Raw genomic sequence first — 12,907 nt, forward strand, 5'->3', positions numbered from 1 at the left:
AAACGTCTGTTTTTCTTCTATCAAGCCTTTTTGCCAGGATAAACGGGAGACATATCTCTCAGCCGCTGTACCAGACCGGGCAGCTTTTCCAGAATAAAGTCTACCTGTTCCTCCGTGTTTTCTCTGTCTATTGTCAGTCTCAGAGAGCCATGTGCAATCTCATGAGGCAGACCAATCGCCATCAGCACATGAGAAGGGTCCAGAGAGCCGGATGTGCACGCAGAACCACTGGAAGCCGCAATGCCCAGTGCATCCAGCAGCAGCAGCAGAGATTCGCCTTCAATATAGGAGAAGGAAATGTTGCAGTTGCCGGGCAGACGATCTGTCGGATGTCCGTTCAGGCGGCTATCGGGAATGCTTTCCAGAATCCCATGAATCAGCTTATCCCGCAGTGCAGTCAGCTTCTTTGTTGTTTCCTCCATTTCAGCCACTGCCAGCTCCGCAGCCTTGCCCAGACCAACGATACCTGCAATATTTTCTGTACCCGCACGCAGCTTCTTTTCCTGTGCGCCGCCGAAAATCAGCGGAGAAATCCTTGTCCCCTTGCGGATATAAATCGCGCCGATGCCCTTCGGTGCGCCCAGCTTATGCCCACTCATGGACAGCAAATCAACATGCAGCTTTTCTACATCAATAGGCACATGACCAACAGCCTGTACCGCATCTGTGTGGAACAGAACGCCGTGCTTTTTCGCGATTTCAGCAATTTCTGCGATAGGCTGAATCGTACCGATTTCGTTATTCGCAAACATAACGGAAATCAGAACGGTTTCGGGACGGATGGCATTTTCCAGCTCCTCCAAAGAAATCTTCCCGAATTCGTCTACGTTCAGATAAGTCACATCCACACCCTTTGTTTCCAGAAATTCTGCGGTATGCAGAATCGCATGATGTTCAATTTTTGTTGTAATAATATGTTTTTTCTCTTTCTTGCTTGCGTTTACCACGCCACGCAGTGCCATATTGTCGCTTTCAGAACCGCCTGCTGTGAAATAAATTTCATCGGGTGTCGCACCAATCGCAGCCGCTACCTTTGCCCTTGCTGCCTCCAGCGCCTTTTTACTTTCCTTTGCAATGCTGTAAATGCTGGATGCATTGCCGTAATATTCTCTGAAGTAAGGAAGAATCTCCTGCAATACCTCCTCCCTTACGGGTGTTGTTGCTGCGTTATCAAAATAATATTTTGTCGGCATAAGAATACTCCTCTCAATCTCTTTATATATCATAGTATCTTTATATGTTTTATGTGATTTGAATATAGCACCATTTCTGATATATGTCAATAAATTTCTTCACATTTTTCCAAAAAAATAAAAATTTTTTGCTTTTTTGATAAAAAACACTCAACTTCACGCATCGCAAATTTTTATCAAGATTTTCATTGCATCTGTGGTTCAGCCTTTTCCCCGTGAAAATTTATCCGTATAATAAATATTGTTATTTGGGGGATACTTTATACATTTCCAAAACCGACCAAAAGCGTAAACTTTTTCGGCTTTGTCTGTAAAAATTCAAATAAAAGAAGAGGTGTATGACATGGAATTTAAAGACCGCTTGAAAGCATTGAGAAAAGAAAAAAAGCTGACACAGGTCAAGTTAGGCGAAATGCTCAACTATGGCTATACAGCGATTGCAAACTATGAATCCGGTCGAAACCAACCCTCTATTTCCGATTTAAAAAAAATTGCCTCCATCTTCAATGTCTCTATGGATTATCTTTTGGGTGTCAATGATATCCGCTATCCCTATGTGATTGATGACGAAACCGCTGCGTTCAACGAATTTCGTCGATATTACACCCTGCTGGAAGAGGATAGTAAGGCGGATTTACTGCTGTATATGGAATTTCTGGTTGAACGGCAAAACCGCATGAAGGCAATTCCCGACCTGAAATATGAGGATTACGAATTAAAAAATACCATCCAGAAGGCAGCACAGAAGCCTGTGGCATACCGCAAAGAATGACATCTAAATCACACCGGTGATAAAAACAGTCTATATTTAAAAGGCGTACAGAAACTTTGAACCGAGTCATTTTGTGCAGACAGCACAAAACAGCTCGGTTCAAATCTTTCCATACGCCTTTTTCTTTTATTCTTCCTCTGCACAGACATTCGGTCTGTCCGGAAATACAATCATCCCATACCCATTCAGTGCAGAAAGCTTCTGCATCAACGCCTCTGTCCCCGCAGTTTTCTGGTACTCCATTTCCTCTTTATACAGCGGAATCACGCAGTACATGTTAATCTGCGTATCATCCTCCGTACGGAACATGCTGATATTTTCCTGCAATGCTCCGAGCATCGCGCCGCAAAGCTTCGTACTTTCGTCATACGGCACACAATCGGCTGAATTCGGCAGCGTATGCCCCCAGCCCAGCCATGTCTTGAATTCGTGCGGAAATCTTGCCAGATATTTCATCAGCCGTACAGGCCACCAAAGGCGGTCAGGCACATCCGCATCTGTTTCGTATCCTGTCAGAATATCCCATTCCGCCGGCAGAAAAAGCAGCAGCTCCGCGCGCTCCAAATCCTTATATTTCGGCAGAAATTCCTGCGGCAGCTTCATCGGCATCGCGCTCATCCCTGTGGTATACAGCACATGAAAATCCTTCTTCGTGGGTGCTTTCATCACGAAAACATTCACACTCAGAAATTCGGAATCTATCTCCCGATACACTCTCGTCACACGATGCGGAAACAGCCCCTCCATGTGCTGACAGATTTCCCGTTCATAGGGGGTCACTGCCGCCGGACGGCGTTCCGTTCTTTCCTCTAATACATCATATTCATAAACGGCATTTTCGATTTTCTTTTCCTCCGCCATCTCTTATGCCTCCCTTCCGAACAATGCGCCTGCAAATTCAGCCGCATCAAATTTCTGCAAATCGTGAATCCCTTCCCCGACCCCAATATAGCGTACAGGGATCTGTAATTCGCTCTTAATTGCAACCACAATGCCGCCCTTGGCTGTGCCGTCCAGCTTTGTCAGCACAATTCCCGTGATATCCGTCACTTCCTGAAACAACTTTGCCTGCTGCAGTGCGTTCTGTCCCGTTGTGGCATCCAGCACCAAATATACCTCTCTGTGTGCCGCAGGGTATTCTCTCTCGATGACACGCGCAATCTTCTTCAATTCCTCCATCAGATTTTTCTTGTTGTGCAAACGCCCTGCCGTATCGCAGATTAAAAGGTCGGTATTCTGCTTTCTTGCCTCATGCACTGCGTCATATACCACCGCCGCAGGGTCAGAATTTTCCTCATGCTTGATCACAGGAATCTCGGAACGTTCCCCCCAGATTTCCAGCTGGTCGATTGCCGCCGCACGGAAGGTATCCGCCGCCGCCAGAAGTACGGATTTCCCGTCCTCCTTGAAATTATGCGCCAGCTTGCCGATGGTCGTTGTCTTGCCGACACCATTCACACCAATGACCAGCAGAACGGAAGGAGAGGGCAGATTTTCGTCCTCCTGCGCACCCTCCTGCAAAATCGCCGTAATCTCATCAATCAGCATATCCTTGATTACCGCAGGGTCGGTCGCATGCTCTCTCTTAACCCTTTTTCGCAGGTTTTCCACGATATCCATTGTCGTCTGCACGCCCATATCTGCCATGATGAGCGCTTCCTCCAGTTCCTCAAACAGATCCTCGTCAATCTTCGTAAACGCGCCCAGAACGCCATCCACACCGCCAAGGATGTTCTTTCTTGTCTTATCCAGACCTGCCTTCAGCTTTGCAAAAAAGCCCATCTTCGCAGGCTTTTCCTCCTCCGCGCTTTCCTCCGCAGGTGTTTCCTGTGCTTCCTCTGTCGGTTCCTCCTGATTCAGCTCTTCTGCAACCTCGTCCGCCAGCTCCTCTACAAAGGCCCTGCCGTCCGCATCATTGTCCGCCGTAAAAATCTCGCCGTCCTCTGTCGCAACGATAACCTCATCCTCCGCAAGGGGCTTTTCCGCAAGAATTTCTCCTGCAATCTCTGTCAGCTCATCCAGAACTGCTTCGGCCTCCGCCGCATCCTCTGCCGTCAGGATTTCCTCTCCGTCCGCGTCCTCGAAGGTAATCTCGATTTCCGCTTCCGCAGGCGCTTCTTCTGCCTCCTCCCGATACAGAATATCCTCTCCTGCGCGGTCAATCTGGATTTCCTCCTCATCCATCACTGCATGGACAGCCCGGTTCATATCCTGACCATCCTCCACATCCAGAACAATATCCGCCTCCTGCGCGTCCGTTTCCACTTCCACGCCATCCAGCTCCAGAACGCCTTCCTGCTGTTCCTCTGTCTGCGGCTGCTCCTCCGTGGCTTTCTTCTTAAAAAAATCAAATAAACCCATATTCGGTCTCCTTTTCATCCTTACGCTGTAATACTTTTTTCCGCCTCCGAAAAGTCAACGGAAATCAATTTGGAAATGCCCTTCTCCTGCATCGTCACGCCATAAAGCACATCTGCATGCTCCATCGTGCCCTTTCTGTGGGTAATGACAATAAACTGCGTTTCCTCTGCAAATTTTTTCAGATACTGTGCATATCTGCTGACATTCGCATCGTCCAACGCCGCCTCAATCTCGTCCAAAATACAAAAGGGAGAGGGCTTCATTTTCAGAATGGAAAATAAAATTGCAATCGCGGTCAATGCGCGCTCCCCGCCGGAAAGCAGCTGCATGTTCTGCAAATTTTTCCCGGGCGGCTGTGCCACAATCTCAATCGGGGATTCCAGAACATGCGCCGCATCGGTCAGTCTGAGCTGTGCCCTGCCGCCGCCAAACATTTCGCGGAATACCTCGCTGAAATTCTCGGAAATCACCTTGAACTGCTCGCGGAACTGCTGCTCCATCAAAATCGAAAGCTCCGCAATGATCTGCCGCAGCTTTTCCTCCGCCGCAAGAATATCCTCTCTCTGCGCCGTCAGAAATTCAAACCGCTCCTTCACTTCCTTGTACTGCTCAATCGCACCGACATTCACATCCCCCAGTGCGCGGATTTTCCCTTTCCATTCCTTCACGGAAAGCTGCTCCTGCTCCTGTGGCAGTCCTGCCGTATATTCCTGCGCCATCCGCAGCGTCATTTCGTATTCCTCCCACATCTGGGCGGTAATGCGCTGCTTTTCCTCTTCCAGCTTTTCCTTTTTCGCCAAAATGCGCAGCTGCTCATTCTCCAGCTTGTTTGCCGTTTCCTTCCATTCTGCCGCCGTTTCCTCGGCTTTTGCGGCTTTTTCCGCAGTCTCCTGCTTCTCTGCCGCCGTTTCATTCAGTCGGCTTTGCAGGGTCTCCGCCTGCTGCTCCAGCTCCGCCGCCCTCTGCTGCAGGGTTTCCTGCTGCTCCAGCCGCAGACCCGTATTTTTTTCATACAGTGCCGCCTGCTCCTCTGCTTTTTTCTGCTCTGTCCGGAGGGCTTTCTGTTCCTCCTGCAAGCGCAGCAGCTTTTCCTCCATGCTGTATACATTCTGCCCGATGGAAGAAAGCGCAATTTTCTTCCGCGTAATCTCCTCCATCAGCATGTCCTTTTCTTCCTTGCCGCCCGTCAGGCTGTCCTGAAAGGCAGTCAGCTGTGCATTTGCCGCTTCCATTGCCGTTTCCGAGGAAGCCGCCCTTTCGCGCAGTGCCGCAATTTCCTTCTCGGCATTTTCCGTCTGCTCCGTCAGCTGCTTTTCCTCCAGCTCCAGAAGGGAAAGCTTTTCGGCAGCCTCCTGCTTCTCCGCCAGTGTTTTTTCCTTTTCGCCGCTGTCACTGCTTTGCGTCACCATAACTCTTTGCAGCTCCATTTTTTTCTCAACCGTTTCCTGCTCAATCTCCTGCAAATCCTCATTTGCAAGCGCAAGCCTGTCGCGCATCTCCGCAATGGTTCGGTTTGCCGTCTGCAAAGCCTCCTGCAGGCTGCGGATTTCTCTGCTCCTGCCGAAAACATGCAGTGCCTTTTTCTGCTGTGAGCCGCCCGTCATTGCGCCGCCGGGGTTCAAAATGTCCCCTTCCAGCGTAACCAGCTTATACTGATGGCGATACTTTTTCGCCAGCTGTACCGCTTTGTCCAGATTTTCCACAACCAGAATCCGCCCTAAGAGATACATTGCAAGCTGTCTGAATTTTTCCTCAAACGAAACCAGCTCATACGCCGTACCAATCACACCAACCTCCGCCAGAATCGCCTGTCTGCCCTCAAGTGGTCTGCCCTTGATGGCGGTCACGGGCAGGAAGGTTGCCCTGCCGAGATTCCGCCTTTTCAGATAGCCAATGGCATCCCTTGCATCCTCCTCTGTTTCGGTAACGATGTTCTGTAATGCGCCGCCTAACGCCGCTTCAATGGCAGTTTCGTAGGTCTCCTCCACCTTCAAAAGCTGTCCGACCGCGCCGCAGATGCCTCTTTCCTGCGCATCCGGCAAGTTCAGCAGGCTTTTTACGCTGTTGTAATAGCCCTCATGCTCCCGTTCCATTTCAGAAAGCAGTGTTAATCTCGATTGCAGCTCAGAGCCGCGTCTTTCCTGTACGGAAAGGCTTGTCTCCGCCTTCTGCTTTTCCTGCAGCGCATGCCTTTTGTCCTGCTCCAAGGCAGTCAGCTCCTGCTCCAGATAGCGAATCTGCTCCTTTCGGTCATTCTCCTGCTTCTCCAATGCCTGCAAATGCACCGCAAATTGATGCAGTCTGCTTTCCGTATGCTCCTTTTCGCCCAGAAGCTGTGCCTTTCTGGCAAGAAATTGCTCCTGCATGGCCTCCCGCTTGGAGATTTCCCCCTTCGCCTCGGTGCCAATCCGAATCTGCTCAAAAATTTCATCCTTAAAGGACTCCACCTTCGTTTCATCCTGACTCAGCACAGTGCTCAGGGATGCATATTCTTCCTGCAAGGCATCCAGTTCCTCCTGTCTTGCGTCCATTTCCAGCTTCAGTCCTGCCATTTTGCTGCGGCAAAGCTCCTGCTCCGCTTCATTTTCCGTCTGCTTTTTCGCCTTTTCCGCCATTTCTCCGGCAATACGGCTGCGGTTTGCCTCGTCATTGGCACGCTGCTCCTCGCGCAGGCGAATCTCGCCCTCTGTCTTTTCCAGTTCCGCGCGCAACTCTGTCATTTTGCCATTCTGCTGCTGCAAAAGGGCATCCAGTTCCTCATTTTTCTCTCGGAAGGAAGCTGCCTGCGTCTTTTCCCGGTCGCTTTCGGCAAGGCTTTGTGCAAGCTGCTCCGCCGCAGTCTCCTCCGCCTGCAAAAGCATTTCCGTTTCTTTTGCAATCCGCGCCGCATCCCTGCAAAAGGCAGTCATTTCCGCCTGCTTCAGCCGCTCCTTCAGACGAAGGTATTCCCTCGCCTTCTCGCTCTGCTTCTCCAGCGGCTCCACCTGCACCTCTAATTCGCTGATGATATCATCCACACGCAGCAGATTCTGCTGTTCCTTTTCCAGCTTATTGACCGCTTCGTTTTTCCTTGTTTTATATTTTACAATGCCTGCCGCTTCCTCAAAAATCCGGCGGCGTTCCTCTCCCTTTGCACTCAGAATTTCATCAATACGTCCCTGTCCGATGATGGAATAGCCCTCTCGGCCCACGCCCGTATCCATAAATAATTCCTGAATATCCTTTAGGCGGCACGCCGTTCCGTTAATGCGGTATTCGCTCTCACCCGAGCGAAACACACGCCGCGTCACCTGCACCTCGCTGTATGCCAAAGGCAGTCTGCCATCCTGATTATCAATCAGAATGGAAACCTCAGCAAAGCCAAGGGGCTTTCTGTTCTCCGTTCCGGCGAATATAATATCCTCCATCTTATCGCCGCGCAGACTTCTGGCTCTCTGCTCCCCAAGCACCCAACGCACCGCATCGGAAACATTGCTCTTGCCGCTCCCGTTCGGGCCGACAACCGCCGTCACCCCCGGGTTAAATTCCAGCTTCACTTTTTCGGGAAAGGATTTGAAACCCTGTAAATCCAATCGTTTCAAATACATTCATTTACACCTCATTTATTCATTTAGGTCAGCAGTCTGCCGCCAACCATGGTATAAAGCACCTTGCCGCGCACCTCCTCCGCCGCAAAGGGAGAAAATTTCGCCTTGGATGCAAAATGCTCCGGGTCAATGCGGTGGGTTTCCAGAAAATCTACCACGATAATATCGGCATCCTTTCCCTCTGCCAGGCTTCCCTTATTATATAATTTCAAAATCTCCGCCGGCTTCGCGGACATCAGCCGAATCAGATGCTCCACCGTAATATATCCCGTCTCCACCAGATGCGTATAGCTCAGAGAAAGTGCCGTTTCCAGTGCAGAAATGCCATACGCCGCAACATCAAATTCCCGTTCCTTTTCTGTCATATTTGTAGGGCTGTGACCCGATGCGATAACATCAATCGTCCCATCCATAATTCCCTCAATAATGGCGTAAACATCCTCCTTTGCCCTGAGCGGCGGATTCACCTTCGCAAATGTATCATAATCCCCGATGGCGTCCTCCGTCAGAATAAAATAATGTGGGCATGTTTCGCAGGTCACAGGAACCCCTCTGCCCTTCGCCTCACGAATCAGCTGCACAGAGCCCTTCGTGCTGATGTGCGATAAATGCAGATGCACGCCCGTCCGCTCCGCAAGGTTCAGATTTCTTGCAACAATCACTTCCTCCGCCTCTCGCGGCATCCCCGTCAGTCCAAGGCATGCCGCCGTATAGCCCTCATTCATGACACCCACGCCCGAAAGCGACCGATCCTCGCAATGTGTCAGCACGGGCAAATCAAACATCTTCGTATAAATCATCACATTTCTCAGAAATGCGGCAGAATCCGTAAATTCATCCCCATCGGAAATACCGACAATCCCTGCATCGTACATTTCCCCGATTTCCGCAATCTCCTGTCCCTTACAGCCGATAGACATGCTGCCGTAGGGATAAATATTTACCAGAGATTTTTCCTTCGATTTGGAAACAATATATTCCACAACCGTTTTATTATCAATGACAGGGTCTGTATTCGGTTCGCAGGTAATCGTTGTAAAGCCGCCGCGCAGTGCCGCACGGGAAGCCGTTGCGATATCCTCGATATATTCATGTCCGGGGTCGCAGATGTTGCAGTGCATGTCAATCAATCCGGACATCACCGTATGTCCGCCGACATCAATCTGCTTCGCCCCCTCAACCTCAAGATTCAGACCGATTTTTTCAATGATCCCATTCTCCACATAAATATCATGGAGCATATCCTTATCATGGGTTGTTCCAAGCACTCTGCAATTTTTCAGAACTGTCTTCATCTGAACGCACCTCCCACCTGAGAAAGGATATAGAACATTGCCATACGCACCGCAACAGAGTTCCCGATTTGGTCATTGATGATACACTGCTTGCTGTCAATCACTCCGGAGGAAATCTCAATCCCCCTCTGAATCGGGCCGGGATGCATCACAATGGCATCCTTCTTTGCATAGCGCAAAAGATTTTCATCAATACGGAACAGGCGTTTATATTCATCCAGCGAAGGCAGGGATTTCTTATCCTGCTTCTCCATCCGCATGCGTGTTGTCAGGATAACATCCGCATTATTGACCGCCTCTCTGGCATCATAATATACCTCCACCCCGAAATTCTCGATGGCAGGCAGCATCAGCGTCGGCGGCCCCGAAACGCAGACCTCCGCGCCCAGCTTCGTCAGACCCCAGATGTTGCTTTTGGAAACGCGGCTATGCAGCAAATCCCCAATGATGGCAACCTTCAGCCCCTCAAAGCCGCCCTTTTGCTCCCGAATCGTCAGAAGGTCAAGCAGAGACTGTCCGGGGTTTTCATTAAAGCCATCCCCCGCATTGATGACAGAAGCCTCCACACAGCTTGCCAGCAGCCTCGGCGCGCCTGCCATGGAATGACGCAGAATAATAAAATCCGCCCCCATCTGATCCATCAGCTGTCCGATATCCTGCAAGCTTTCCTTCTCAATGGAATGTACCGTATTTGTCATATCAATCACATTTGCGCTGAGGTACTGCGCCGCAAGCTCATACGCCAGCTTCGCTCTGGCACTCTGCTCATAAAAAAGCATGATAACAGATTTTCCCTGCAAATGCGGTGTTTTCTTATCCTTCTGGTTCAAAATATATTTCATCGTTTCGGCAGTCCCAAGAATATAGCGGATATCATCCGCAGACATTCCCCGTAAGCCGAAAAAATCCTTCTTATGCAGCGGCATGTTACTCCCTCCTACTTATTTCCGCAGTCGTTCCAGTAATGCTTCAAAATAAGGCGGCAAAGGTGCCTCAAATTCCAGATATTCCCCTGTGCGCGGGTGAATAAAGCCCAGCACACGGGCATGCAGTGCCTGTCCCTCTAAGTGAATCGGCTGCTTCTTCGGGCCGTATACCATGTCACCCAGAAGCGGATGCCCGATATAGGTCATGTGTACGCGAATCTGGTGTGTCCGTCCCGTTTCCAGCTGCGCCTCAATCAGCGTAAATTTCTCCATTCTTTCGATCACGCGGTAATGCGTCACCGCATGGCGGCTGTGCTTCTGCGTCACCGCCATTTTCTTTCTGTCCTGTGGATTTCTGCCGATAGGCTCGTCCACCGTCCCCTCGTCCTCCGTAAAGCCGTTGTAGACCACCGCATTATATTTTCTCGTAATGCTGTGCTCTGCAAGCTGTGCCGCCAGAGACTGATGCGCCATATCGTTTTTCGCAACCATCAGCACCCCGGAGGTATCCTTATCAATGCGATGCACGATTCCGGGGCGTTTCTCCCCGTTAATGCCGCTCAGCTCGTCTCCGCAGTGAAACATCAGCGCATTGACCAATGTGCCGCTCGTATGTCCGGGAGCCGGATGCACCACCATCCCCTGTGGCTTATTCACCACGATGACATCCGCATCCTCATATAAAATATCCAGCGGGATATCCTCCGGCAGAATTTCAACCTCCTTCACCTCAGGCACCTCTACATCAATGATGTCCCTCTCCCGCAGCTTATAATTTGCTTTTGTCCTTCCGCCGTTCAGCGTGATATGTCCTTCCTCAATCAGCTTCTGCACGCCGCTGCGCGAAAGATTTTCCATGGCATCCGCAAGAAAAACGTCAATTCTTGTCCCAACGTCCTCCTGCTCCGCCCCAAAGGTAAAATATTCCATTTCATTCATCCTTTTTCTTCTTCAAATCCAAATCCTCATCCTTCAGCACAAATACAATCAGAAGCACCATCAGGATGACCCCTGCGACAACATAAATATCTGCCACATTAAACACAGGCCAGTCAAAGAAGGTGAATTCAAAAAAATCCACCACATAGCCGCGGCATACGCGGTCAATAATATTGCCGACCGCGCCCGAAAGCACCAATAAAAGTGCCGCGCGCAGGGGAAGATATGCCTTCTTTTTCGGCAGTGTGCGGTAAAAATAAATCAGCGCACCGGCGATTACGCCTGTCAGCACCAAAATCAGCCACCTCTGCCCGGAGAGCATCCCGAAGGCAACCCCTCTGTTTTCCACAAACGTCAAATCCAGAAAGCCGTCCACCACCGTCATGCTGTGAATCGGCTTCAGGCTTCCCAATGCCCAGAGCTTTGTCCCCTGGTCTAATAAAATCAGTAGTATCGTTATCAAAATCGGTATCATATTCAATCACCCTTTCGGAAGATTTTTGCATTATACAAAACGAGCCACGGCAAGAAGACCCCGCCGCAGCTTGTCTGTTTTTTATTTTGTTTCCTGTGCCTTTGCTTCTTTTTCTGCCAGAACCTCGCCCTTGTCCAGCAGCTCGATTTCTGCATAAAGCAGCAGCTTGATTCTTGTTTTCATCAGTTCGTAACGGCTTTCCAGTCCGGAAATCTTCTGTTCCAGCTCATACGCCTTTGTTCTTGCGGATGCCAGAATATCCTCTGCCTGCTGCTTCGCACTGTTGATGATGGCATCGCCATCTGCTTTTGCCGCCGCCTTTGTTTCCTCCGCAGCCGCCTCCGCAAGGCTTAATGTACGTTCAATGGATTTTTCGAGATGCTTCAACCGGTCGGTATCCTCAGCCACAGCCTCTGTCTTTGATTTTTCCTTCTGGCTTTCCTTATACAGCTTCTCATAGTCCTCATAGATGTCATCCAAAAAGGTATCTACTTCTTCGGGGGAATAGCCTACAGCTACCTTCTTAAAGTCCTTGGTTGCGATATCGTTCGGTGTGATCACGAAAAAACCTCCTTATACATATTTTTCAATTTCCAATCCGATTCTGTCTTTTTTGGTTCTGCCGCCGATTTCCTTCACGCGAAACCGCCCGAAGCCGCGCAGGCTCACCAAATCCCCTTCCTTTAACAGATGGGATGTGCTTGTTACAATATTCCAGTTCACCTGTGCCTTTTCCGCATGGATGAGCGTCTGCGTTTTCCCTCTTGCCAGATGAAATGCCTCACTTGCCACCGCATCTAGCCGCATGGATGCCACCGTTAAGCGTCTTGCCTCCGTCTGCCTTTGGGGAATGTCCTCCGCCTGCTCCGTTTCCTCCGCCACTACCGCGGTTCTGGAAACCTGCTCCAGCACAGCCGTTATGTATGGCGAAATTTCCTCCGCCACAAAGCAGACCGCCGTATCCTCCGCCACCAGAATATCGCCCACCTTGCCGCGGTCAATGCCCAGCCCAAGGAGGGAGCCGAGATAATCTCTGTGGCTCAGATCCGTCTGTCCGAATTTTTTACTTTTTCTTCTGATTTTTACAATTTTAATCGGGAATTCCTCTGCCGCAAGCGGTTCTGTAAAAAAGCCCATCATCTGCCGCTCGCAGTCCTCCGTTCCGCCGAAAAGCGTAATCTCCAGCTCCCGAAGTCCCTGCAGCCGTTCCCGAAATCTTGCACATTTTGCCCGATCCATGAAATCCGTGAACGCAGGCTCTCTGCGCTTCATCGCAAAAATCGCCTGATCCAGCGCCTTTGCAAACAGCAGCCGCTCCTCGCCCTCCGGTACGCTTTTCAATAATGCCTGTCTGTCCAT

The 12,907-nt window shown here is 50.2% G+C and carries 11 protein-coding genes; 1 reads left to right on the plus strand and 10 read right to left on the minus strand.

The window, feature by feature from the left end:
• Positions 1-20: 20 nt before the first annotated feature.
• Positions 21-1,193 carry a cysteine desulfurase NifS gene (nifS, locus tag GPK49_RS10140; protein ID WP_215677687.1) on the minus strand — a complete coding sequence of 391 codons (1,173 nt, stop codon included), beginning with the start codon at positions 1,191-1,193 and terminating at the stop codon, positions 21-23.
• Positions 1,194-1,536: 343 nt separating this feature from the next.
• Here nifS and GPK49_RS10145 point away from each other — a divergent pair, with 343 nt between their 5' ends.
• The gene (locus tag GPK49_RS10145) at positions 1,537-1,965 is read left to right on the plus strand and encodes a helix-turn-helix domain-containing protein (RefSeq protein WP_016407693.1); all 429 of its coding nucleotides are present in this window, start codon (positions 1,537-1,539) and stop codon (positions 1,963-1,965) included.
• A 126-nt stretch (positions 1,966-2,091) separates the two neighbouring features.
• Here the strand turns inward: GPK49_RS10145 and GPK49_RS10150 are convergent, their stop codons facing one another.
• From GPK49_RS10150 to GPK49_RS10190, 9 genes are all read right to left on the minus strand, one after another.
• Positions 2,092-2,826, minus strand: a complete 735-nt coding sequence (locus GPK49_RS10150) for a suppressor of fused domain protein (protein ID WP_215677690.1) — start codon at positions 2,824-2,826, stop codon at positions 2,092-2,094.
• 3 nt (positions 2,827-2,829) lie between these two features.
• Positions 2,830-3,747, minus strand: a complete 918-nt coding sequence (gene ftsY / locus GPK49_RS13225) for a signal recognition particle-docking protein FtsY (RefSeq protein ID WP_215677885.1) — start codon at positions 3,745-3,747, stop codon at positions 2,830-2,832.
• Between the two features lie 599 nt (positions 3,748-4,346).
• Positions 4,347-7,913, minus strand: a complete 3,567-nt coding sequence (gene smc, locus GPK49_RS10160) for a chromosome segregation protein SMC (protein ID WP_215677692.1) — start codon at positions 7,911-7,913, stop codon at positions 4,347-4,349.
• Positions 7,914-7,936: 23 nt separating this feature from the next.
• Entirely contained in the window at positions 7,937-9,208 is a 1,272-nt protein-coding gene (locus tag GPK49_RS10165; protein ID WP_118581928.1) for a dihydroorotase, read from the minus strand.
• Positions 9,205-10,134, minus strand: coding sequence for an aspartate carbamoyltransferase catalytic subunit (locus GPK49_RS10170; protein ID WP_016407688.1), 930 nt, complete (start codon positions 10,132-10,134; stop codon positions 9,205-9,207). Before GPK49_RS10170 ends, GPK49_RS10165 begins: the two co-directional genes overlap by 4 nt.
• 15 nt (positions 10,135-10,149) lie before the next feature.
• A complete protein-coding gene (locus GPK49_RS10175) occupies positions 10,150-11,064 on the minus strand; it encodes an RluA family pseudouridine synthase (RefSeq protein WP_118582056.1) in 915 nt (304 codons plus the stop codon).
• Between the two features lies 1 nt (position 11,065).
• A complete protein-coding gene (lspA, locus tag GPK49_RS10180) occupies positions 11,066-11,548 on the minus strand; it encodes a signal peptidase II (RefSeq protein ID WP_016407686.1) in 483 nt (160 codons plus the stop codon).
• An 81-nt stretch (positions 11,549-11,629) separates the two neighbouring features.
• Positions 11,630-12,109 carry a DivIVA domain-containing protein gene (locus GPK49_RS10185; RefSeq protein ID WP_016407685.1) on the minus strand — a complete coding sequence of 160 codons (480 nt, stop codon included), beginning with the start codon at positions 12,107-12,109 and terminating at the stop codon, positions 11,630-11,632.
• A gap of 12 nt (positions 12,110-12,121) precedes the next feature.
• On the minus strand, positions 12,122-12,907 hold the full coding sequence (locus tag GPK49_RS10190) for a YlmH family RNA-binding protein (RefSeq protein WP_118581931.1): 786 nt from the start codon (positions 12,905-12,907) through the stop codon (positions 12,122-12,124).

It is taken from the genome of Clostridium sp. MCC345 (assembly GCF_018785345.1).
In the GTDB taxonomy this organism is placed as follows: Bacteria; Bacillota; Clostridia; order Lachnospirales; family Anaerotignaceae; genus Anaerotignum_A; species Anaerotignum_A faecicola.

Coding starts and splice junctions, on each gene's coding strand:
- nifS (WP_215677687.1), bottom strand. CDS start 1,193: ATGCCGACAAAATATTATTTTGATAACGCAGCAACAACACCCGTAAGG.
- GPK49_RS10145 (WP_016407693.1), top strand. CDS start 1,537: ATGGAATTTAAAGACCGCTTGAAAGCATTGAGAAAAGAAAAAAAGCTG.
- GPK49_RS10150 (WP_215677690.1), bottom strand. CDS start 2,826: ATGGCGGAGGAAAAGAAAATCGAAAATGCCGTTTATGAATATGATGTA.
- ftsY (WP_215677885.1), bottom strand. CDS start 3,747: ATGGGCTTTTTTGCAAAGCTGAAGGCAGGTCTGGATAAGACAAGAAAG.
- smc (WP_215677692.1), bottom strand. CDS start 7,913: ATGTATTTGAAACGATTGGATTTACAGGGTTTCAAATCCTTTCCCGAA.
- GPK49_RS10165 (WP_118581928.1), bottom strand. CDS start 9,208: ATGAAGACAGTTCTGAAAAATTGCAGAGTGCTTGGAACAACCCATGAT.
- GPK49_RS10170 (WP_016407688.1), bottom strand. CDS start 10,134: ATGCCGCTGCATAAGAAGGATTTTTTCGGCTTACGGGGAATGTCTGCG.
- GPK49_RS10175 (WP_118582056.1), bottom strand. CDS start 11,064: ATGGAATATTTTACCTTTGGGGCGGAGCAGGAGGACGTTGGGACAAGA.
- lspA (WP_016407686.1), bottom strand. CDS start 11,548: ATGATACCGATTTTGATAACGATACTACTGATTTTATTAGACCAGGGG.
- GPK49_RS10190 (WP_118581931.1), bottom strand. CDS start 12,907: ATGGACAGACAGGCATTATTGAAAAGCGTACCGGAGGGCGAGGAGCGG.